Origin of the sequence: Azonexus caeni (assembly GCF_048146105.1) — a bacterium.
Taxonomy (GTDB): Bacteria; Pseudomonadota; Gammaproteobacteria; order Burkholderiales; family Rhodocyclaceae; genus Azonexus; species Azonexus aromaticus_B.
Map to the genome: position 1 here is coordinate 270,044 of NZ_JBKJAD010000002.1, position 19,119 is coordinate 289,162.

Consider the following 19,119-nt stretch of genomic DNA (forward strand, 5'->3'; position numbering starts at 1 on the left):
AAGGAACTTCCCATGGATGCATTTGTAGGTGAAATTCGGCTATTCGCGGGTAACTACGCACCGGTGAATTGGTCGATGTGTTTCGGGCAGACAGTCCCGATTTCTCAATACCAAGTCCTCTTCAGCCTGTTTGGCACGATCTACGGTGGCGATGGCGTGCAGACCTTAGGCCTGCCTGATCTGCGCGGCCGGGTACCCATCCACTTCGGCACCGGCACCGGCTTGACCCCACGCCTCTTAGGGTCCGCTTCCGGCACGGAAACCGTTACCGTGCTCACGGCCAATCTGCCCCAGCACAACCATGCCTGGATGGCCAATACCGATCTTGCCAGCTTGCCGTCTCCCAACGGCAACGTATTGGCCAATGTCGGAGCCGGCAACACCCTGTACGAGACCCAGGCGACTTTCGACAAACCCGTCGCGGCCCCGAGCGATACCTTGAGCATGGAGGGAGGCAACCAAGCCCATGCCAACATGATGCCCTACATGGCCCTCAGCTTCATCGTGGCGCTGCAGGGTGAATATCCGAGCCGGAATTGAACGGAGACCACCATGGCTGAACCATTCATCGGGGAAATCCACATTTACCCCTACACCTACCCCCCCTACAACTGGGCGGACTGTAACGGGCAGCAGATGTCACTCGCCCAGTACCAAGCGCTCTACGCCATCGTTGGCACCACCTTCGGAGGGGATGGCAGGACCAACTTCAACCTGCCCAACCTCATGGGTCGCTTGCCGATGGGCCAAGGTAGCGGTCCGGGGCTCACTCCCCGAGCCTATGGCTCCACCGGCGGCGACTACACGGTCACCCTGAACCAGAGCCAAATGGCCAACCACAACCACACGCTATCCTTCGAGCGTGAAGTCACCGAGACGGCGGCCCCCACCGGCAATTATCCGGGGGTCTTCCGTCAAAATGGTGCCGGGACGGAACTCTATGACACGAATGGCACGGCCAATACCGTCTATATGAGTCCCCAGGCTGTCGGTGTCACCGGCGGTAGTCAGCCTCACGCCAACATGCAGCCTTACATGGTGCTGCGTTTCTGTATCGCGCTGGAGGGAGTTTGGCCTTCTCGTAACTGATCCAACGGCATGATAACGACAAAGCCCCAGCCAAGGCAGGGGCTTTTTTTACATCACCTAGAGGCGCGGAAAGGCAAGTGCAAGAATCAGCTTATGAGGCGAATCACCGCACCGCGCCCTGTTGCCGTATCGAATCAGGACAGCAAACCACCGTCATCAGAACCAGCCAAGTCAGCTTGCGTACTGAGATCGATCCTGGCGGAGCGCAGCTTCGGGGCTTGCCATTCCTTGCGGCCTTCAACGATGGCTTCTTGAACCATGACATCAACTGTTTCTTGCTCTTGCATGACGGATGACCTCCAAACCAGAATGAATGATGAATAAGAATGCTACGCTACCGATTTTATCGACCAAACGCTGACCGAGACAAGCAATATTATGCCGAGGATATTGCCTGGCGACGATCACACCCAACCCACGCATTGACCCCCAACCATGAGCACAATTGCCGGAATCATCAGGAGACAAGGGGACGCCGTCAGCCAGGATGACACCGAGCGTCTGCTACAAGCCTTGGCAATTTACCGACCGGAAGTCAGCCGCGCCTGGCGGCGCAATCAAGCCGCCTTGGTTTGTAGCTTACGCCGCTTCACGCCGGAAGACGTTTTCGATCGTCAGCCCTTGAACAACGGCGGCAACAAGCCAGTACTGGTCTTTTCCGGACGCCTGGACAATCGGGATGAACTGGCCCAGAAACTGCGAATCCCTTCCGCTCAGGTACGGAACATGGCAGACAGCGCCCTGGTGCTGTCCGCCTATGAGGCCTGGGGTGAAGAATCCCCCCGGCACCTGTTGGGGGATTTCGCTTTCGCCGTCTGGTCACCCTTGACGGAATGCCTGTTCCTGGCCCGTGACCCGATGGGCATGCGCCCCCTCTACTGGCATCAGGGCAAGGGATTTTTCGCCTTCGCCTCCGCTGCCCAGGCCTTGCATGCGCTACCGCAAATCCCTCGGGAATTGGATCAGGAACGTCTGGCGGAGTATCTGGCCCTGATCCCCTGGGTTGGCCCATCGAGCTGTTTTCTGGGCATCCAGCGCCTGGAACCGGGACACCGCCTGATCATGCAAAACGGCGGCGTACGTACGACCTGTTACCACCGTTTCTCTGCGGAACGCCGCATTGAGCTTCCACAAGACGAGGATTACGTCGAAGCCTTCAGAGAACACATGGAAACCGCTGTCCGTTGCCGGCTACGGGCACGGGGAGAAATAGGGGCGCATCTCAGTTCCGGCTTCGACAGCAGCTCCGTATGTGCCGTGGCAGCCCCCATACTGGCGGAACGAAACAAGAAATTGCTGGCCTTCACGCATGTCCCCAGGGAGGGATTTGACGGCCCCACCCCCAGGGGGCGCCACGCCGACGAAGGCCCCGCCGCCGCCGCGCTGGCGGTACGCCACCCGAATATGGATCACATTCTGATTCGTACCGACGAGCGGCATTTAAGCGAGCTTGACCGGCATTCCCAACACACCTCAAGACCGCTGCTTAATCCAAGCAATGCCCTGTGGATCAACGCCATCCGCAACGCAGCGGAGGCGCGAGGGGCACGGGTCGTTCTGACCGGGCAATGGGGCAATATGGGATTGTCTTTCGATGGCCGCATGTTATTACCGGCATTGTTACGGCAAGGCCGGCCCTGGGCCTGGTTGCGCGAGTCCCGCGCCTTGCAGCGACAAGGCGCCATGGGCTGGAAATCGATCCTGAGCCAATCGCTGGGGCCGTTCATGCCCGAATGGCTTTGGTCCAGACTCAGCCGACAGCGGCGAGGCGATCTCTCTGGCCTGTTCAGACTCTCCGCACTGCATCCTGATGTCGCCCATGCTCTGGATATTCGCGCCAGGGCTGAGAAGGGCAATCTCCGGCTCAGCTACCGCCCTTGGCACGACGGCCGGGCTGCCCGTCTCATGGTGCTTTACCGAGTTGATCTGGGTGACAGCTATCTCGACGCCTTGGCCCAGGCCGGCGTCGTCGAGCGCGACCCCACCGCCGACGTACGCTTGCTGGAATTCTGCCTGGCCATCCCTGAAAACCAGTTCCTGCGCAATGGACAGATGCGCTGGCTGCTGCACCGTGCATACGGCGACCGGCTACCGCCGGAAATCCTGTACGCCCGAAGCAAGGGGCTGCAATCCGCCGACTGGTATGAGACAGCAGGCCGGGAGCGGGACGAAATGGCGGCCGAGCTGGATCGGCTGGAAGCTTCGCCGACGGCGGCCCGCCTGCTGGATTTGAAAGCGATGCGCCAGGCCCTGGACGATTGGCCCACGACGGGCTGGACCCGGCCGGAGGTGATCAGCGAATACAAACTCAAATTATTGCGTGGTCTCTCGGTCGGAATGTTCATCCGCAAGATGGAAGGAGGGAACGAATGAATGGTGCGAATGGGCGTCAATTCGTTGCTGTCGCCCCGAATCTTCAGGCATCCTGACGCTAGGCCAGCGCCACACGATCCAATACCTCTTCCATGCGAGCGAGAGATTTGGGGCGGCATAACCGTAGTACCTGGATGCGGTTCGCGGTTCGACTACACTGCTGGAATTGCCACTGCCCCAGCCCCAGCGCCTTGACATGCTGGGGCCTGTAGGTAATTTGCGCCAAAGCATTGACGGCATCCAGACCGCGCAACGGCTCAATGACGACGCCATCGTCGAGGCGGTTTTCCTCCAGAAGATAAACCCGTGCCAGAGGCAGGGGCAGGTCGCGGTGATCCTCTTCCAGCGCCAGATGAAATTTCTCCAGACGGGAATGATCGCGCACCAGTCGCTCGGGTTCGTGGCGGATGTGGCACAGGGCGTCTGCCCAGAGCTTGATGCGGGCGAAGCTGGGCTGGGCCCAGGGCTGGCCTTCACGATCCAAACTTATCGCCAGCAGATCGTCGCCGATGAGACGATGACCGCGTTGGCGCAAATGTGCCACCAGGGTGGACTTGCCGGCACCGGAATTCCCCGCGAACGCCACGGCCTGACCGCTCACCTCGACAGCGCCGGCATGCAGGGCCAACAGACCGCGTTGGTGCAGCACAACCCCCAGCACCGCGCCGAGCAGATACAAGCGGATATCGCCGGGCGCCACGCCAGGCTCGGGGTCGATTCGGACTTGCTTGCCATCCGTGACCAGATAGCGGGCGACCTCCGGCACCTCCAGAAGAAAGCGCCCCTCGCCGGCCTGCCACATCGGACCTTGATCGGCAATCGACGGCAATCGCCCGGAAATTTCGCCAAGATCGACAAGGACATCCGCCGGGATATCGATCGGCGCCTCAAACAGTTCTGGAAGCTCCAAGGCTGAGAGAACAGTCAGGCCATGGATGCGGTAACTACGAAATGGGCTCATGGGGACAAGACACACGCTAGCAATTTAAGAAACCTCGGTTAGGCCATACTCAAGAGCCCAATCAGAATCAGGGATTTCGCATGCCAATTTCGTATTCTTCATCTATCGATGGGTTTGAGAATCGTGTCCCGCCAAGTGATGCAAGAGCCAAGGCTTCCACGCTACGCTAGCACACTTCCCGCGGATTTCCGGCGACGAGAGCGGGCACAGGCCGCGTTCCGTGTGCATGCGATCGAACATTTTCTCCATGTCACGCCCTCAACCCCGCCTCAGGCAGAGCCCTTCTCCTTGCGGATTTCCTCCAGGGATTGATAGGGCTCGATCAGCCAGCGTTCCACCATTTCAAGCACAGCAGAATCGGCGGTTGCGCGTTTGTCGGCGCCATCGGGTTGAAAAACCATGTAAGCCCGCTTGGCGCTACGCCCGGTTAGCGCGCGCAGGCTGTCCACATCCTGCCTCGCCAGATCGATGCCGAAGTGGGCGGCCAGTCGGTTTTCCAGGGCCTCAGGCAATTCGTCGTAATTGATCAGCAAACCGTTACCGTGATGCTGCATGGCATGCCTGGCCTGTTCCAGAATGACGGACAGCACCCAAGCGCCATGACCGAGCGGCTGGCTCATCAGTTCATCGGGCGGATGCAGGCCGTGGACTTTCATCGAGCCCGGCACCAGATGCCAGCCGGGCATTCTCTGATGCGACACCAGTACCTCCAGCGGATCGCGGTAGAGAAAAATCCAGGGCGTATCGGGATAGGCCGCCAGCAAACGATCGATGTGGGCGGTATGCCAGCAATCGGTTTTCAGAAACAGGCGGCGATCACCAACGCGGCGCGGCTGACCCAGTGCGGCGAGCAAGGCGCGAATTGTTTCCGCCCCCGCCGCCGGGGCGGGCCATTGCAACAAGCTATCCACAGCTTCCGGCTCTGACAGCACAACGCTATCGGTGAGCGCCGAAAGCCATTGCGCCACCAGCGTCGAGCCACAACGGCTCAGGTGAAACACCATACCTTGCAGTGGCAGGCCAGGATGGCTCGATGCGCGCTCCAGCAACAGATCCAAACTGCTCTGCTGGCGCAACAACTGGTTGAATGGCCGAGCCGCCAGCCTGGCCAAGGTGTCATGACAGAACGGCTCGGTGAATCGCTCCGCTCCCATATAGCCCCAATCCACTTGCGCCTTGGCGTCGCGCATCGACAAGAACAACGGTATCCAACCGGCGAGCCTGTCCATGTCCGTCATGGCCGCTTTCTGTCGGACCAGGAGCGACGACCGCTGCGCATGGCTTGCCACACGGTTTCTTCCTGTAGCCCTATCCCTTGGGATTGCGCCATTTGCAACACGGCGGCAACAAACTCGCCGGCATTGGTCAAGGCAAACAGGCGCGCTTGCCGGACGGGATCGTCATGCACGACTCGACGCAGGGCCTGAATTGCCTCTTCGCTGCTTCCGTCCATCTGCTCAGGCCTCAAGCAAACCGCGCAACCAATCGTTGAGCTTGCAATCGAGCACGATATGCAAGCGCTCGGTCGTACCACGATTGGTGAAACTATGCGGCAAGGTGAAGTTCCCGTACCAGCATTCGCCGGCCGCCCAACGATAACTGACCCCGTCGATACGACACTCCACATCGGGGTTCGTCGCCACCACGACATGGATGCGCACTTCACCATGTTCCGGGCTCAGCATCGGATCGCGGTGTTCCTTGATGACTGAGCCCGCACCCAGTCTGAGCAAACGCACCGCCAACAGAGGGCATTGGAAAGTCGCCAGAACTTCCGGAAAGTAGTCGCAGCTTTGCAGCAGTGGGGTGTCTTCCCAGGTTTCGGCCTGCGGGTCCGAATACATCGGGATGACGCTACCGGGCACGGCGCGCAGGGGCAAGCCGCTCCAGTCACCGTCATAGATGCGGGTATTGAAATGAGGCAACCACTGTTGCGATTGCAGATGCGCCAAATCAGCCTGCAGGCGGTTGGGCGCAAAATTCAACGGCAGGCGAAGTACGGACGGTATCACGAGGTCACGCCTCCAGGGAAAGGGGGGAATGAATTGGCAAGCAAGCCCCAGGAAAACATCAGGGCACTTCATTTCCCATGACATACAAGAACACCGGAAACTCATGCCAAACGCACAAACCCAAGCATCATACACACCAGGACGCTCGGCATGCCATCCACCTTGACCTCAAGGCCGCCCCCCTGCTCTCGAAGATCTCCCCTTCCGTCCTCTCTCTGGCCTGTTGGTGAAGTCGGGACAAGACGTTTTCTGCTCCGGAAAGATACACCCCGACCTTGCACGCCTGACGGTTGGCGAAGAAGCAGAACTGCTAGACGCGCATGGCTAATGCAGCAAGACGCGCAGATCCGCCACCAGGTCCTGGACGCTGTTCGGGTCGCGCACATGGAGCCGCAGCCTGCCGGCCGGGTCGTAAACATAAGCGCCGCTGGAGTGGTCGACGACGTAGCCGAGCGCACCTTCCACCGCGTGACGGCTGGCAAAGACGCGGTATTCCGTGGTCAGCGCCTGGATCTGCGTCGGCTCGCCGCGCAAGCCGAGGAAATCGGGGTGGAACCAGGGAACGAAGGTTTTCAGTTGGGCCAGCGTGTCGCGCTCGGGGTCCAGGGTGATGAACAAGACCTGCACCCGCTTGCTGTCTTCCCCGAGTTCCTTCATCGCCTCGGCCAGCCGGGCCAGGGTGGTCGGGCAGATGTCGGGACAGGAGGTGTAGCCGAAGAAGACGATCACCGCCCGCCCCCGAAAATCGGCCAGGGTGCGTGGCTGGCCATGGTGATCGGTGAGCGAGAAATCCCTGCCGAAGCTGGCGCCGGTGATGTCGGTGTTGCGAAAGCTGACCGGTTCCGGCTGGCATCCAAGCAGCAGGAACAGGGCGACATTGAGCAGGAACAAGCGGTAGCGCTTCATGGGTGTAGGTGTCATTGAGTTAAATAATACGGAACTAATTAAAAAATATCGCTTCAGATGGCAAAGCAGGTTGTCAGAAGGGGGGAGCCGGGATGACGATCACAGCGCATTTTTTGCGAGAGACGGCGCATTGCCGCGCCGGAATTTCGTCTTCAAGCCTGCTGACCTGGCGCCACCTTCGGCGCCTCGCCCTCCTCGCCCCGGCAATGCTGCCGGGTGCCGCGCACGCGGCCTACAGTTTCAACTTCCCGGAACCGGTGACGCCGATCGCGCGGGAGACGCTGCACATCCACAACGAATTCATGCTGATCATCACCGTGCTGTTCGTCGTGGTGTTCGCGATCATGATCTATTCGATGATCCGCCATCGCAAAAGCGTCGGACATCAGGCGGCCAGGTTCTCCGGACCGCGCGGCGCCCTGCAGTGGTTCTGGGCGCTGGTGCCCTTCGCCATCCTGCTCTTCATCGACTTCGTGCTGATGGGCATCCCGGCGGTCAAGGCGGTGATCAACATGGAGGACACCCAGACGCGGGCCGACATGGTGCTCAAGGTCACCGGCATGCAGTGGAAATGGCAGTACGAATACCCGGAAGCCGGCATCAAGTTCATCAGCACCCTGTCCACGCCGCGCGACCAGATCGCCAATGCCGAAGCCAAGGGCGAGCATTACCTGCTGGAAGTCGACCAGCCGGTGGTGCTGCCGGTGGGCAAGAAGGTGCGCGTGCTGCTGACGTCGACCGATGTCATCCATACCTGGTGGGTGCCGCAATTCGGCGTCAAGCGCGACGCCATCCCCGGCTTCCTGCGCGAGACCTGGGTGCTGATCGAGAAGCCCGGCATCTACCGCGGCCAGTGCGCCGAGCTGTGCGGCAAGGATCACGGCTTCATGCCGGTGGTGGTGCATGCCGTGCCCGAGCCGGAGTACCTGGCCTGGGTGGACAGCAAGAAGGCCGAGGCCAAGGCCGCGGCCGGCAGCAGCGAGCGGACCTGGAGCAAGGACGAACTGGTCGCCGCCGGCAAGGAGGTTTACGCCAAGCAATGCGTCGCCTGCCACCAGAGCGAGGGCCAGGGCCTGCCCCCGGCCTTCCCGGCGCTGGCCGGCAGCAAGGTGATCGCCGGCCCGCTGTTCGACATGAACGGCCAACCCGCCAAGGACGGTCACGTGGATCGGGTGATGAACGGCAAGGCAGGCTCCGCCATGCAGGCCTTCCGCAACACGCTGTCGGACGTCGAACTGGCCGCCGTCATCACCTTTGAACGCAACAGCTTCGGCAACCAACAGGGCGACATGGTCCAGCCCGCCCAGATCAAGGCCCTGCGCTAGGAGTCGAGCGATGAATACAGCCACCACCACGCACCCCACCCCGCACGACGCCGGGCACTACCCCGGCGGCCTGATGCGCTGGCTGACGACGACCAACCACAAGGACATCGGCACGATGTACCTGAGCTTCTCGCTGATCATGTTCTTCGTCGGCGGGTTGATGATCCTTGCCGTGCGCGCCGAACTCTTCCAGCCCGGCCTGCAGTTGATGAAACCCGAGTTTTTCAACCAGCTGATCGGCGTGCATGCGCTGGTGATGATCTTCGCGGCGCTGATGCCGGCCGCCACCGGCTTCGCCAACTGGATGCTGCCGCTGATGATCGGCGCCCCCGACATGGCGCTGCCACGGCTGAACAACTGGGGCTTCTGGCTGCTGCCGCCGGCCGCCATCCTGCTCACCCTGCCGTTCACGCTGGCCCTGTTCGGCATCGGCGACGGCGCCATCGCCACCGGCTGGACCTTCTACGCGCCGCTCTCGGTGCAGGGCGGCATGGGCGTCGACTTTGCCATCCTCGCCGTGCATATCCTGGGCATCTCGTCGATCATGGGGTCGATCAACATCATCGTCACCATCTTCAACATGCGTGCCCCCGGCATGACCATGATGAAGCTGCCGCTGTTCGCCTGGGGCTGGCTGATCACCGCCTTTTTGCTGATCGCTACCCTGCCGGTGCTGGCCGGCGCGGTCACCATGCTGCTCACCGACCGCCATTTCGGCACCCATTTCTTCGACGCCGCCGGCGGCGGCGACCCCATCCTCTTCCAGCACCTGTTCTGGTTCTTCGGCCATCCCGAGGTGTATATCCTGCTGCTGCCGGTATGGGGGCTGATGCCGCATGTGCTGGCCACCTTCTCGCGCAAGCCGGCCTACGGCTACAAGGCGCAGGTCTACAGCTTCATCGCCATCGGCCTGCTCTCGGTGGTGGTCTGGGCGCACCACTTCTTCACCGCCGGCCTGCCGGTGCCGGCGCTGATCTACTTCATGTTCAGCACCATGGCCATCTCGCTGCCGCTGGCCGTGCTCTTCTTCTGCTGGATCGCCACCATGTGGAAGGGGGCGATGAGCTTCGAGACGCCGATGCTGTTCGCCGTCGGCTTCATCGTCCTGTTCGGCATCGCCGGCCTGACCGGGCTGATCCTCGCCGACGTCGCCGCCGACGCCCAGTATCACCACAGCTACTTCGTCGTCGCCCACTTCCATTACGCGCTGTTCGCCGGCGGCATCATGGGGGTGATGACCGGCGTCTATTACTGGCTGCCGAAATGGACCGGCCACATGTACAGCGAAAAGCTCGGCAAGCTGCATTTCTGGCTGACGGTGATTTCCTTCAACCTGACCTTCATGCCGCAGTTCTTCCTCGGCCTCGCCGGCATGCCCCGGCGCATTCCCGACTATGCCCTGCAGTTCGCCGAATTCAACGCCATGTCGACGGTCGGCGCCTTCATCCTCGGCCTCAGCCAGTTGATCTTTGCCTGGAACATCTGGTGCTGCGTGCGCGGCGGCCCCAAGGTCGATGGCCGCGTCTGGGAAGGCGCCGAAGGGCTGGAGTGGGAACTGTCCTCGCCGCCGCCCCACCACAGTTGGGAAACCCAGCCGGTGATCAAATGAAGCCGGGCAACTTTCAGATCGGAGAGCCGATGCCCCCCGCCCCCCCATCCGCCGACGCAGCGGCGTTTTCCCCGGCCGACTTGTCCTCACGGCGCGCCGCCGCCCGCCGCCTCGGCTGGTGGCTGGGCGCCGCCGTGCTGGCCATCTACCTGCTCGGGCTGTTGATCCCGCGTTAGCGCCATGGAACAGGTGCCCGCCGCTCCCGCCAGCCACCGCCGCCTGATCGGCCGCCTGCTGTTGCTGGTGGCCGGCGCCTTTGCTTTCGCCTTTGCACTGGTGCCGCTCTACAACGTGCTCTGCGAGGCCACCGGCTTCAACGGCAAGACCGCCGGAGCGGGGCGCGGCTTTACCGTCGGCGGCCTCAGCGCCAGCGCCGCGCCGGCCGCCGTCGTCGATACGGGCCGCAGCATCCGCGTCGAATTCACCGGCACGGTGATGCCCGGCCTGCCCTGGGAGATGCGGCCGCTGCTCACCCACCTCGACATCCACCCCGGCGAATTGCAGCAGGTCGCCTACCTGGTGCGCAACACCTCCGACCGCGCGGTCACCGGCCAGGCCGTGCCCAGCGTCACGCCGGGCCAGGCGGCGCAGCATTTCGACAAGATCGAGTGCTTCTGCTTCACCCAGCAGACCCTCGGCCCCGGCGAAGCGCGCGAGATGCCGCTGGCCTTCATCGTCAAGCAGGAAGTCGCCGCCGACATCCGCCACATCACCCTGTCCTACGCCTTTTTCAGCATCGACGGCCAACGCCGGACCCTTACCCGCACCGCGGAGGCAAGATGAAAAACGCTCCAGCCCACGCCGGCCACGGCGCGCACTACTTCGTTCCGCAGCCCAGCCTGTACCCGGTGATCCTGTCCGCCGGCATGTTCCTGCTGGCGCTCGGCTTCGTGCAGACGATGAACGACGCCGGCCCCGGCCAGTGGGTCATGCTGGCCGGCGCGGCGGTCATCGTCTATGTGCTGTTCGGCTGGTTCGGCCACGTCATCGCCGAATCGCAGAGCGGCGCCTACCGCGACTGGGAAGACCGCTCCTTCCGCTACGGCATGATCTGGTTCATCGCCACCGAGGTGATGTTCTTCGCCGCGTTCTTCGGCGCCCTGTTCTACATGCGGGTGATCTCGGTGCCGCGCCTGGGCGAGATGATGGCGGTGCATGGCGTCACCCTGTGGCCCGACTTTGCCGGCACCTGGCCGACCAGCGGCCCGCAGGGCGCGCCGTTCACGCCGATGGGCGCCTGGGGCATCCCGGCCTTGAACACCGCGCTGCTGCTCAGTTCCGGCGCCACCGTCACCTGGGCGCATTGGGCCCTGTTGCGCGACCGGCGCCGGCAACTGGTCGCCGGGCTGGCGGCGACGGTCCTGCTCGGCGCCATCTTCCTCGGCTTCCAGGCTTACGAATACCACCACGCCTACAGCGAACTGGGCCTGACCATGGGCGCCGGCGCCTACGGCGCGACCTTCTTCATGCTCACCGGCTTCCACGGTTTCCACGTCACGCTCGGCACCGTCATGCTGGCGGTGATCCTGTTGCGCAGCCTGGCCGGCCACTTCAGCGCCGAGCGCCACTTCGCCTTCGAGGCGGTGGCCTGGTACTGGCACTTTGTCGACGTGGTCTGGCTGATCCTTTTTGTCTTCGTTTACTGGGTGTAACCGGGAATGAAGCCAAACCGGAAACTGCCGAGCAGCAACAGGAAGAGCACGATGGACAGGCCGATGCGCAGGGTCAGCGCGCGTACCGTGCGTTCGCCCTGGCCGCGATCGCGATAGAGAAGGAAGAGCCCGGAGAACAGGCTGCCGACGATGCCAAGCAACAGCAAAACCACCACAATCCTGAGCATGGACGACGCCTCCGGGTCAGTTGCCACGGCCCAGTATGCGCGCCGCCCGAGCGCGCCGGCAAGGGCCAGCCGCAAGCAGGTGGCGATCCTCGGCGGACTGCTGCTGGCGCTGCTGCTGCCGGCTTTCGTTTCGCTCGGCCTGTGGCAATGGCGCAAGGCCGAAAGCAAGACGGCGCTGCAAAGCGAACTCGACAGCCGCAGCCACGACGCCGCCATCGCCATACCGACGACGCCCGCCGACGTCGATGCCCTGCGCCATCGCCGGGTCATCCTGCGCGGCAGCTACGACGCCGCCCACCAGGTGCTGATCGACAACCGCCCGTATCGGGAGCAAGCCGGCTATCACGTCATCACCCCGTTGCAGCTTTCCGGATCGACCATGCATGTGCTGGTCAATCGCGGCTGGCTGCCGGCGCCGGCCGATCATCGCCAGCAGCCCGTGGCCGAGGTGCCGGCCGGCGAAATCGAAGTGAGCGGCATCGCCGTGCTGCCCGCGCAACGCTTCTTCACCCTGGCGGCGCAACCGACCAGCGGCTGGGCGCCGGTCTGGCAGAACCTCGACCTCGAACGCTTCCGCTCGGCCGTGCCCTACCCGCTGCAAGGCCTGGTCGTCCAGCTCGACCCGACGGCGGCGGGCGGCTACGTGCGCGACTGGCCGCGCCCGGACGAACGCGCCGACCGCCACCGCAGCTACGCCTTGCAATGGTTCGGTTTTGCCATCGCCAGCCTCGGCATCTGGGGCTATTTCCTGATCCGCCGACCATGAACAGCGTCGCCCTCCCCACCCCGCCCGACCAGCGCCAAGGCCGCCTCACCCTGGCCCTGATCGTCGGCCTGCTCGCCCTGCCCTTCGTCATCGCCGCCGCGCTCTACTTCGGCGGCTGGCACCCGTCGCGGATGACGCACCACGGCCACCTGCTCAACCCGCCCCGCCCGCTGCCGGCAGAAATCCTGCGCTCAACCGAAAAAAACGCCGAAAAATGGCAACTGGTGCTGCACGTCCGCGACCCCTGCGCCGCCGATTGCCTGCGCCGCCTCGACGAAATGCGCCGCGTCCACGTCGCCCTCTACAAGAACATGGGCCGCCTGGGCCGCGCGCTGCTCACCGGGCAGGCCGACGACCCCGCGCTGCCCGGCGTGCGCGCCAGCCAACCCGACCTGATGCTGCTCAGCGCGCCGCCGGACACCCTGGCCGACATCGCCGATCCGCTGCTGCTGGTCGATCCGCAAGGCCGGATCATCATGACCTATCCGCCCGACGCCAGCCCGCAAGGCCTGCGCGCCGACCTCGACCGCCTGCTCAAATACGCCGGCTAGGAGAACTGCCATGCACACCGCCGCCACCGTCTCCCCCCTGAGTCTCGGCCAACGCCTGGCCGCCTTCGGCCACCTGTGCAAGCCGCGGGTCAACAGCCTGATCGTGTTCACCGCGATGATCGGGATGTGCCTGGCGACGCCGGACTTCCCGCCGCTCTTGCGTTTCATCGTCGCCGCGCTGGGCATTGCGCTGGTCTCCTTCGCCGCCGCCGCGCTGAACTGCCTGGTCGAGCGCACGGTCGATGCCAAGATGGCGCGCACCAGTTGGCGCGCCACCGCCCGTGGCGACATCTCGCCGCTGGAAACGATCAGCCTGGCCACCGCCCTCGGCGCGGTCGGCCTGTGGCTGCTGCACACCTACATCAACGACCTGACGATGTGGCTGACCCTGGCCACCTTCGTCGGCTACACCGTCATCTACACGCTGATTCTGAAGCCGGCGACGCCGATGAACATCGTCATCGGCGGCGCCTCCGGCGCCATGCCGCCGCTGCTCGGCTGGACGGCGATGACCGGCGTGGTCTCGGCCGAACCGCTGGTCCTCTTCCTCATCATCTTCCTGTGGACGCCGCCCCACTTCTGGGCCCTGGCCTGCTACCGGCGCGACGACTACGCCCGCTCCGGCCTGCCCATGCTGCCGGTCACCCACGGCATCGCCTTCACCTGCCAGCACATCCTCTGGTACACCGTGATGCTCGCCGCCGCCAGCCTGATCCCGGTCTCGCTCGGCATGAGCGGCACGTTCTACCTGATCGCCATCAGCCTGCTCGACCTCGTCTTCCTCGGCTACGCCATCGCCCTTTGCCGCAACTACAGCGACGCCCTGGCGCGGCGCACCTTCCGCTATTCCATCCTCTACCTGACCCTGCTCTTCGCCGCCCTGTTCATCGACCGCCTGTTCTGATCCATCGTGCGCCTCTTCCATCGCCTGCTCCTGCTCGCCACCCTGCTCGCCTTCGCCGTCATCGCGCTGGGCGCCTACGTGCGCCTGTCCGATGCCGGCCTCGGCTGCCCCGACTGGCCGGGCTGTTACGGCCACTGGCTGGGCGTGCCCGAAGCACCGGCCGAGCAACTGGCGGCGGCGCAGGCCTATCCGGAACGACCGCTGGAAACCGGCAAGGCCTGGAAGGAGATGCTGCACCGCTACCTGGCCGGCAGCCTGGGCCTGCTCGTGCTGACGCTGTGCGTCCTCGCCTGGCGCCGGGAATGTCGCCAACAGCAGTCGCCGGCGCTGCCCACCGTCCTGCTGCTGATCGTCTGCCTGCAGGCGGCGCTCGGCATGTGGACCGTGACCTATCTGCTCAAGCCGGTCATCGTCACGCTGCATCTGCTCGGCGGCATGGCCACGCTCTCGCTGCTCGCCGGCATGCTCTTTGCCCGGCGCGAAACAAGCGGCGCAGCGCCCGCCAGCCCCGCCTTGCGGCTACTCGCGGGCGGCGCCTTGCTGCTCATCGTGCTGCAGATCGCGCTGGGCGGCTGGGTCAGCAGCAACTATGCGGCCCTCGCCTGCGCCGATTTCCCGACCTGCCAGGGGCAATGGCGGCCGGAGATGGAGTTTGACCATGCCTTCAGCCTGCACCGCGAACTCGGCCAGACCGCGGACGGCCAGTTGCTGCCGCTGGCCAGCCTGACCGCCATCCACTGGAGCCATCGCCTGGGCGCGCTGGCGGTGACGCTGATCGTCGGCGCGCTGGCCATTTCCCTGATCCGCACCGGCCATCGCCGCTGGCAGCGCTGGGGCGGCCTGCTGCTCGGCCTGCTCGTGCTACAGATCGGCCTCGGTCTGGGCAATGTCCTGCTCTCGCTGCCCCTACCCGTCGCCGTCCTCCATACCCTGGGCGCCGCCGCCCTGCTGACCGCGACGCTGGCCATCAATATCATGCTCCAGCGCAGCCCGAGCCCGGCCGGTAGCGGCTGGTCGCCTTCGGGTAAAACGCGTTCGCTTGGAGCCGGGGCGTGTTCAGAGTAAGCGGCGGGCCGCCGTCGGCAACACTTCGCCGCGAGTATCAAACTCAAACGCCCCAAACTGCACCAACGTCGGATCAAAAGCAGTTCTGACTCAGCCAGCCTTGCCCGCCCGCCACGCATCGTAGCCACCGAGCAGCGGCCGCACCGAGCGATAGCCGGCGTCGAGCAGGCGGTTGGCGGCCTGGATGGCGCCGGCGTCTTCCGGGCAATGGCAGAGGGTGACGATGGGCTGGTGTTTGGGCCAGTCGCCCACCGCTTCGAACAGGCGGTCGTGCTCGGCGACGACGGCGCCGGGGATGGGGCCGGTTTCGGCGATCATGGTGGCGCCGCGCAAGTCGAGGACGAGCGGCGGCTGGTTTGAGTCGAGGGCGGCGAGCAGTTCGCCGATGCTGATGTGCGGCACCGCCGACAAACGGCGGAAGCGGTATTTCTGCCACAGCTTCCAGCCCAGCCAGAGGCCGATCACGGCGGCGACGACGAGCAGCGCGCCAGCGGCGTTGCGGTCGAGCGCGGCGATCACCGCCTGCACCTCGCTGCGCAGCACCCAGCCGGCGACCAGCGCCAAACCGGCCCACAAGGCGGCGCCGGCGGCGGATGCGAGGACGAAGCCGGTCAGGCTCATGCGCAGCGCGCCGGCAATCGGCGGCGCCACCGTGGAAAACCCCGGCACGAACTTGGCGACCACCAGCGAGCCCAGCCCCCAGCGGACAAAACGCGATTCGGTCTGGCTGACGCAGGACGCCGGATTGATCGACAGCCGGCACAGCCCGGCCAGCAAGCGGTAGCCGAAGCTGCGCCCGGCCAGGTACCAGAGCGCATCGGCCAGCACCGAGGCAAGAATGGCGGCGGCGAGCATGGCCGCCAGTTGCCCGGACGACAGCGCCAGGCTGCCGGCGAGCAGCAGCGTCGGCACCGCCGGCACCGGCAGGCCACCCTGCTGCGCGAAGACGTTGAGGAAAACCACCCAGACGGCGTCGCGCTGGAGCGATTCGGTAATCTGGGCGAGGTCCATGTTGGTGGGGCTTTCAGGAAGGCGCGGGAACCGGCTTACGACCCCGGCCCCGCCGGAGGGTTCACAAGGATTGCACCACCGCCGCCTCGAACTTGCCGTCGCGGTAGTCGCGCAGCGTCTGTTCGATCTCGGCGCCGGTGTTCATCACGAAGGGGCCGTACTGGGCGATGGGTTCGCCCAGCGGCTGGCCGGCGATGATCAGCGCGCGGGCCTCTTCGCTCGCCGCCAGCACCACACCTTCGCCGCTGTCGTTGGCGAGGATGGCCATGTGGCGGTCCACCACCACCGTGCCGCCGACCTCGACGCTGCCGCGATAGACATAGACGAAAGCGTTGTGCCCGGCCGGGATGGCTTGTTGAAAGCGCCCGCCGGCCGGCAGATGCACGTCCAGATAGAGCGGCTGCGTCGCCTCGCGCTGCACGGCGCCGGCCACGCCCTGGCTGCTGCCGGCGATGATGCGCACGCGCACGCCCGCCGCCGTGGTCGCCTCGGGAATCTGTTCCGGCGGGATGTCGCGGTAGCTGGGGGCGATCATCTTGTCGCGCGCCGGCAGGTTGAGCCAGAGCTGGAAGCCTTCCATCAGCCCCTCTTCCTGTTCCGGCAGTTCGGAATGGATCAGGCCGCTGCCCGCCGTCATCCACTGCGCGCCGCCCGGCCCGAGCAGGCCGGCGTTGCCGGCGCTGTCGTGGTGGCGCATGCGCCCGGCGAGCATGTAGGTGACAGTCTCGAAGCCGCGGTGCGGGTGATCGGGAAAGCCGCCGATGTAGTCCTCCGGGTTCTCGTTGCGGAAGGCGTCGAGCATCAGGAAGGGGTCGAGCCGGCGTTGCAGGTTCTGCGTCAGCACGCGGGTCAGGCGCACCCCGGCGCCGTCCGAAGTCGGCTTGCCCTGGACCAGGCGCTCGACTCGGCGGCTTTGCAGGACGGTGGATAGCGTTGCAGTCATGGCATCAGTCTCCATTGGGGTTGGGGTGGCAAACAGCGGCGTGGCGAGCAATCAGACCACGACTTCCTCGATCCGTGCGGTAGCTTCGGCAAAAGCCTTGCTGGCCGAGTCGGCGCCCATCGCCAGGCCTTCGGCGTAGATGAACTCGACGTCGGTCATGCCGAGGAAGGCGAGCACGCTCTTCAGGTAAGGCACCTGCGAATCGGCCGGCGTATCGCGGTAGAGGCCGCCGCGGGCCAGCGCGACATAGACCTTCTTGCCCTTGAGTAGCCCTTCCGGCCCGTTGGCGGTATAGCGGAAGGTGACGCCGGCGCGGGCGATGGCGTCGATCCAGGTCTTCAGTTGCACGGGCACGCCAAAGTTGTACATCGGCACGCCGAGCACGATTACATCGACCGCCTGCACCTGGGCGATCAGCGCATCGTCGAGCGCTACGCGGGCTGCCTGCTCCGGCGTGCGCTGCTCGGCCGGGGTGAACAAGGCGCCCAGCGCCGGCTCGTCGAGCACCGGGTGCGGCTGCGCGGCGAGGTCGCGCAGCTCAAGCGTAGCGCCGGGATTGCGGGCGAGCAGGCGGGCGCTGATGGCATCGGCAAGGCGGGTGGAATTGGCCCCGGCAGAACGGGCGCTGGCGTTGATTTGCAGGATCTTCATGATGGCTTCTCCAGGTGGTTGCTTGGGTTCGGTTCGGCGTTGGCTTGCGGATCAAGCGCGCCGTCACCATGGAGCCCATTCTATTGACGCAAATTCAGCACCGGAAGCCGTTGAAATGGGTATCATCGTTCCATAAATGGAACAATAAGCCGCCATGGAACTCGACGCCAACGACCTCATCCTCTTCGCCCACGTCGTGGACAGCGGCAGCTTTGCCCGCGCCGCCGAGCGCGTCGGCCTGCCCAAATCAACGCTGTCGCGGCGCCTCGGCGCGCTCGAAAGCCGCCTTGGCGAACGCCTGCTGACGCGCAGCACGCGCCGCCTGAGTATCACCGAATTCGGCGAACGCATCCTCGACCACGCCCGCCGCCTGCAGGAAGAAACCGAAGCCGCCGCGGCCATCGCCCAATATCGCCAAGGAACGCCGCGCGGCGTGCTGCGCGTCTCCATGCCGCCCGACTTCCGCGAACTCGACCTGACGCCCATCCTGCTCGACTACGCCACGCGCTACCCGGAAGTGCGCCTGGAACTCGACCTCTCACCGCGCCGCGTCGACCTGCTCGCCGAACGCTTCGACCTCGCCATCCGCGCCGCCGCCCGCCTGCCCGACGACGCCACGCTGGTCGCCCGCCAGCTCTGCGAAATGGCCAACGGCCTCTACGCCAGCCCGGCCTACCTCAAGCGCTACGGCGAACCACAAACGCCGCCCGAACTGATGCAGCACAACGCACTGCAACTGATCGGCGGCAACGGCAGCGCCCTGCCCTGGCGCCTGACGCGCGGCAACGAACACTGGGAAGGCCTGCCCAATGGCCCGTTGGCCGCCAACTCGCCCGGCCTGCAACGCGAAATGGCCGCGCACGGGCTCGGCATCGTCGGCCTCGACGACCGCATGGCCCGCCCCTGGGTCGAACGTGGCCTGCTCCAGCGCATCCTCCCGGACTGGTCCCTGCCCTCGGTGACGATCTGGTGCGTCACCCCCGGCCGGCGACTGATCCCCAGCCGGACGACGGCGTTTATTGAATTGCTGAGGGCGGCGTTGATTGGGGAGCGGTGAGCGTTCGCAGCAAAGCAATTGATTGCGCGAGATTTTCCAGAACCCGCCCATGCTTG

23 protein-coding genes are annotated in these 19,119 nt (G+C 64.7%); 13 read left to right on the forward strand and 10 right to left on the reverse strand.

Annotated features, from left to right (window positions below; all coding sequences use genetic code 11):
- Positions 1 to 12 precede the first annotated feature (12 nt).
- Entirely contained in the window at positions 13 to 540 is a 528-nt protein-coding gene (locus ACLIIZ_RS04370; RefSeq protein WP_416690972.1) for a phage tail protein, read from the forward strand.
- A 12-nt stretch (positions 541 to 552) separates the two neighbouring features.
- The gene (locus tag ACLIIZ_RS04375) at positions 553 to 1,089 is read left to right on the forward strand and encodes a phage tail protein (protein WP_416690973.1); all 537 of its coding nucleotides are present in this window, start codon (positions 553 to 555) and stop codon (positions 1,087 to 1,089) included.
- A gap of 134 nt (positions 1,090 to 1,223) precedes the next feature.
- On the opposite strand, the gene ACLIIZ_RS04380 is transcribed toward ACLIIZ_RS04375, so the two are convergent.
- The gene (locus tag ACLIIZ_RS04380) at positions 1,224 to 1,376 is read right to left on the reverse strand and encodes a hypothetical protein (RefSeq protein WP_416690974.1); all 153 of its coding nucleotides are present in this window, start codon (positions 1,374 to 1,376) and stop codon (positions 1,224 to 1,226) included.
- Between the two features lie 148 nt (positions 1,377 to 1,524).
- Here ACLIIZ_RS04380 and ACLIIZ_RS04385 point away from each other — a divergent pair, with 148 nt between their 5' ends.
- Positions 1,525 to 3,462 (forward strand): asparagine synthase-related protein, encoded by a 1,938-nt coding sequence (locus ACLIIZ_RS04385; RefSeq protein ID WP_416690975.1) that lies wholly within the window; start codon positions 1,525 to 1,527, stop codon positions 3,460 to 3,462.
- Positions 3,463 to 3,520: 58 nt separating this feature from the next.
- Here ACLIIZ_RS04385 and ACLIIZ_RS04390 read toward each other — a convergent pair whose 3' ends face one another.
- The 5 genes from ACLIIZ_RS04390 to ACLIIZ_RS04410 form a co-directional block, all read right to left on the reverse strand.
- Positions 3,521 to 4,423 (reverse strand): hypothetical protein, encoded by a 903-nt coding sequence (locus tag ACLIIZ_RS04390; RefSeq protein WP_416690976.1) that lies wholly within the window; start codon positions 4,421 to 4,423, stop codon positions 3,521 to 3,523.
- 269 nt (positions 4,424 to 4,692) lie between these two features.
- Positions 4,693 to 5,661 (reverse strand): hypothetical protein, encoded by a 969-nt coding sequence (locus ACLIIZ_RS04395; RefSeq protein ID WP_416690977.1) that lies wholly within the window; start codon positions 5,659 to 5,661, stop codon positions 4,693 to 4,695.
- Entirely contained in the window at positions 5,658 to 5,876 is a 219-nt protein-coding gene (locus ACLIIZ_RS04400) for a hypothetical protein (protein WP_416690978.1), read from the reverse strand. The genes ACLIIZ_RS04395 and ACLIIZ_RS04400 overlap by 4 nt, the downstream gene beginning before the upstream one ends.
- 4 nt (positions 5,877 to 5,880) lie before the next feature.
- Positions 5,881 to 6,519: an aspartyl/asparaginyl beta-hydroxylase domain-containing protein gene (locus ACLIIZ_RS04405; protein WP_416690979.1), complete on the reverse strand. Its 639-nt coding sequence runs from the start codon at positions 6,517 to 6,519 to the stop codon at positions 5,881 to 5,883.
- A gap of 240 nt (positions 6,520 to 6,759) precedes the next feature.
- Positions 6,760 to 7,341, reverse strand: a complete 582-nt coding sequence (locus tag ACLIIZ_RS04410) for an SCO family protein (protein WP_416690980.1) — start codon at positions 7,339 to 7,341, stop codon at positions 6,760 to 6,762.
- 92 nt (positions 7,342 to 7,433) lie between these two features.
- Between ACLIIZ_RS04410 and coxB the strand changes: the two genes are divergently transcribed.
- From coxB to ACLIIZ_RS04435, 5 genes are read left to right on the forward strand one after another with little or no spacing between them, the layout of a single operon-like run.
- A complete protein-coding gene (coxB, locus tag ACLIIZ_RS04415) occupies positions 7,434 to 8,666 on the forward strand; it encodes a cytochrome c oxidase subunit II (protein WP_416690981.1) in 1,233 nt (410 codons plus the stop codon).
- Between the two features lie 10 nt (positions 8,667 to 8,676).
- A complete protein-coding gene (ctaD, locus tag ACLIIZ_RS04420) occupies positions 8,677 to 10,275 on the forward strand; it encodes a cytochrome c oxidase subunit I (RefSeq protein WP_416690982.1) in 1,599 nt (532 codons plus the stop codon).
- A 29-nt stretch (positions 10,276 to 10,304) separates the two neighbouring features.
- Positions 10,305 to 10,451 carry a hypothetical protein gene (locus tag ACLIIZ_RS04425; RefSeq protein WP_416690983.1) on the forward strand — a complete coding sequence of 49 codons (147 nt, stop codon included), beginning with the start codon at positions 10,305 to 10,307 and terminating at the stop codon, positions 10,449 to 10,451.
- Positions 10,452 to 10,455: 4 nt separating this feature from the next.
- Positions 10,456 to 11,058, forward strand: a complete 603-nt coding sequence (locus tag ACLIIZ_RS04430; protein WP_416690984.1) for a cytochrome c oxidase assembly protein — start codon at positions 10,456 to 10,458, stop codon at positions 11,056 to 11,058.
- The gene (locus tag ACLIIZ_RS04435) at positions 11,055 to 11,927 is read left to right on the forward strand and encodes a cytochrome c oxidase subunit 3 (RefSeq protein WP_416690985.1); all 873 of its coding nucleotides are present in this window, start codon (positions 11,055 to 11,057) and stop codon (positions 11,925 to 11,927) included. Before ACLIIZ_RS04430 ends, ACLIIZ_RS04435 begins: the two co-directional genes overlap by 4 nt.
- On the opposite strand, the gene ACLIIZ_RS04440 is transcribed toward ACLIIZ_RS04435, so the two are convergent.
- Positions 11,915 to 12,115 carry a twin transmembrane helix small protein gene (locus ACLIIZ_RS04440; RefSeq protein WP_416690986.1) on the reverse strand — a complete coding sequence of 67 codons (201 nt, stop codon included), beginning with the start codon at positions 12,113 to 12,115 and terminating at the stop codon, positions 11,915 to 11,917. The two genes, ACLIIZ_RS04435 and ACLIIZ_RS04440, sit on opposite strands and share 13 nt — an antisense overlap.
- Here ACLIIZ_RS04440 and ACLIIZ_RS04445 point away from each other — a divergent pair.
- From ACLIIZ_RS04445 to ACLIIZ_RS04460, 4 genes are read left to right on the forward strand one after another with little or no spacing between them, the layout of a single operon-like run.
- The gene (locus ACLIIZ_RS04445; protein WP_416690987.1) at positions 12,114 to 12,881 is read left to right on the forward strand and encodes an SURF1 family protein; all 768 of its coding nucleotides are present in this window, start codon (positions 12,114 to 12,116) and stop codon (positions 12,879 to 12,881) included. The two genes, ACLIIZ_RS04440 and ACLIIZ_RS04445, sit on opposite strands and share 2 nt — an antisense overlap.
- Positions 12,878 to 13,432: a hypothetical protein gene (locus ACLIIZ_RS04450; RefSeq protein WP_416690988.1), complete on the forward strand. Its 555-nt coding sequence runs from the start codon at positions 12,878 to 12,880 to the stop codon at positions 13,430 to 13,432. Before ACLIIZ_RS04445 ends, ACLIIZ_RS04450 begins: the two co-directional genes overlap by 4 nt.
- Before the next feature lie 10 nt (positions 13,433 to 13,442).
- Positions 13,443 to 14,336 carry a heme o synthase gene (cyoE, locus tag ACLIIZ_RS04455; protein WP_416690989.1) on the forward strand — a complete coding sequence of 298 codons (894 nt, stop codon included), beginning with the start codon at positions 13,443 to 13,445 and terminating at the stop codon, positions 14,334 to 14,336.
- Between the two features lie 6 nt (positions 14,337 to 14,342).
- Positions 14,343 to 15,401: a COX15/CtaA family protein gene (locus ACLIIZ_RS04460; RefSeq protein ID WP_416690990.1), complete on the forward strand. Its 1,059-nt coding sequence runs from the start codon at positions 14,343 to 14,345 to the stop codon at positions 15,399 to 15,401.
- Positions 15,402 to 15,491: 90 nt separating this feature from the next.
- On the opposite strand, the gene ACLIIZ_RS04465 is transcribed toward ACLIIZ_RS04460, so the two are convergent.
- The 3 genes from ACLIIZ_RS04465 to ACLIIZ_RS04475 form a co-directional block, all read right to left on the reverse strand.
- Positions 15,492 to 16,412 carry a VTT domain-containing protein gene (locus tag ACLIIZ_RS04465; RefSeq protein WP_416690991.1) on the reverse strand — a complete coding sequence of 307 codons (921 nt, stop codon included), beginning with the start codon at positions 16,410 to 16,412 and terminating at the stop codon, positions 15,492 to 15,494.
- Positions 16,413 to 16,473: 61 nt separating this feature from the next.
- Complete coding sequence (locus ACLIIZ_RS04470; RefSeq protein ID WP_416690992.1) at positions 16,474 to 17,355, reverse strand: pirin family protein; 882 nt, start codon at positions 17,353 to 17,355, stop codon at positions 16,474 to 16,476.
- Positions 17,356 to 17,406: 51 nt separating this feature from the next.
- Positions 17,407 to 18,006 carry an FMN-dependent NADH-azoreductase gene (locus tag ACLIIZ_RS04475; protein ID WP_416690993.1) on the reverse strand — a complete coding sequence of 200 codons (600 nt, stop codon included), beginning with the start codon at positions 18,004 to 18,006 and terminating at the stop codon, positions 17,407 to 17,409.
- Between the two features lie 154 nt (positions 18,007 to 18,160).
- Here ACLIIZ_RS04475 and ACLIIZ_RS04480 point away from each other — a divergent pair, with 154 nt between their 5' ends.
- Positions 18,161 to 19,063: a LysR family transcriptional regulator gene (locus tag ACLIIZ_RS04480; RefSeq protein WP_416690994.1), complete on the forward strand. Its 903-nt coding sequence runs from the start codon at positions 18,161 to 18,163 to the stop codon at positions 19,061 to 19,063.
- Positions 19,064 to 19,119 lie beyond the last annotated feature (56 nt).

Coding starts and splice junctions, on each gene's coding strand:
- ACLIIZ_RS04370 (WP_416690972.1), top strand. CDS start 13: ATGGATGCATTTGTAGGTGAAATTCGGCTATTCGCGGGTAACTACGCA.
- cyoE (WP_416690989.1), top strand. CDS start 13,443: ATGCACACCGCCGCCACCGTCTCCCCCCTGAGTCTCGGCCAACGCCTG.
- ACLIIZ_RS04445 (WP_416690987.1), top strand. CDS start 12,114: ATGGACGACGCCTCCGGGTCAGTTGCCACGGCCCAGTATGCGCGCCGC.
- ACLIIZ_RS04385 (WP_416690975.1), top strand. CDS start 1,525: ATGAGCACAATTGCCGGAATCATCAGGAGACAAGGGGACGCCGTCAGC.
- ACLIIZ_RS04395 (WP_416690977.1), bottom strand. CDS start 5,661: ATGACGGACATGGACAGGCTCGCCGGTTGGATACCGTTGTTCTTGTCG.
- ACLIIZ_RS04430 (WP_416690984.1), top strand. CDS start 10,456: ATGGAACAGGTGCCCGCCGCTCCCGCCAGCCACCGCCGCCTGATCGGC.
- ACLIIZ_RS04450 (WP_416690988.1), top strand. CDS start 12,878: ATGAACAGCGTCGCCCTCCCCACCCCGCCCGACCAGCGCCAAGGCCGC.
- ACLIIZ_RS04440 (WP_416690986.1), bottom strand. CDS start 12,115: ATGCTCAGGATTGTGGTGGTTTTGCTGTTGCTTGGCATCGTCGGCAGC.
- ACLIIZ_RS04470 (WP_416690992.1), bottom strand. CDS start 17,355: ATGACTGCAACGCTATCCACCGTCCTGCAAAGCCGCCGAGTCGAGCGC.
- ACLIIZ_RS04390 (WP_416690976.1), bottom strand. CDS start 4,423: ATGAGCCCATTTCGTAGTTACCGCATCCATGGCCTGACTGTTCTCTCA.
- ACLIIZ_RS04410 (WP_416690980.1), bottom strand. CDS start 7,341: ATGAAGCGCTACCGCTTGTTCCTGCTCAATGTCGCCCTGTTCCTGCTG.
- ACLIIZ_RS04425 (WP_416690983.1), top strand. CDS start 10,305: ATGCCCCCCGCCCCCCCATCCGCCGACGCAGCGGCGTTTTCCCCGGCC.
- ACLIIZ_RS04435 (WP_416690985.1), top strand. CDS start 11,055: ATGAAAAACGCTCCAGCCCACGCCGGCCACGGCGCGCACTACTTCGTT.
- coxB (WP_416690981.1), top strand. CDS start 7,434: ATGACGATCACAGCGCATTTTTTGCGAGAGACGGCGCATTGCCGCGCC.
- ACLIIZ_RS04465 (WP_416690991.1), bottom strand. CDS start 16,412: ATGGACCTCGCCCAGATTACCGAATCGCTCCAGCGCGACGCCGTCTGG.
- ctaD (WP_416690982.1), top strand. CDS start 8,677: ATGAATACAGCCACCACCACGCACCCCACCCCGCACGACGCCGGGCAC.
- ACLIIZ_RS04405 (WP_416690979.1), bottom strand. CDS start 6,519: ATGTCATGGGAAATGAAGTGCCCTGATGTTTTCCTGGGGCTTGCTTGC.
- ACLIIZ_RS04475 (WP_416690993.1), bottom strand. CDS start 18,006: ATGAAGATCCTGCAAATCAACGCCAGCGCCCGTTCTGCCGGGGCCAAT.
- ACLIIZ_RS04400 (WP_416690978.1), bottom strand. CDS start 5,876: ATGGACGGAAGCAGCGAAGAGGCAATTCAGGCCCTGCGTCGAGTCGTG.
- ACLIIZ_RS04480 (WP_416690994.1), top strand. CDS start 18,161: ATGGAACTCGACGCCAACGACCTCATCCTCTTCGCCCACGTCGTGGAC.
- ACLIIZ_RS04375 (WP_416690973.1), top strand. CDS start 553: ATGGCTGAACCATTCATCGGGGAAATCCACATTTACCCCTACACCTAC.
- ACLIIZ_RS04380 (WP_416690974.1), bottom strand. CDS start 1,376: ATGCAAGAGCAAGAAACAGTTGATGTCATGGTTCAAGAAGCCATCGTT.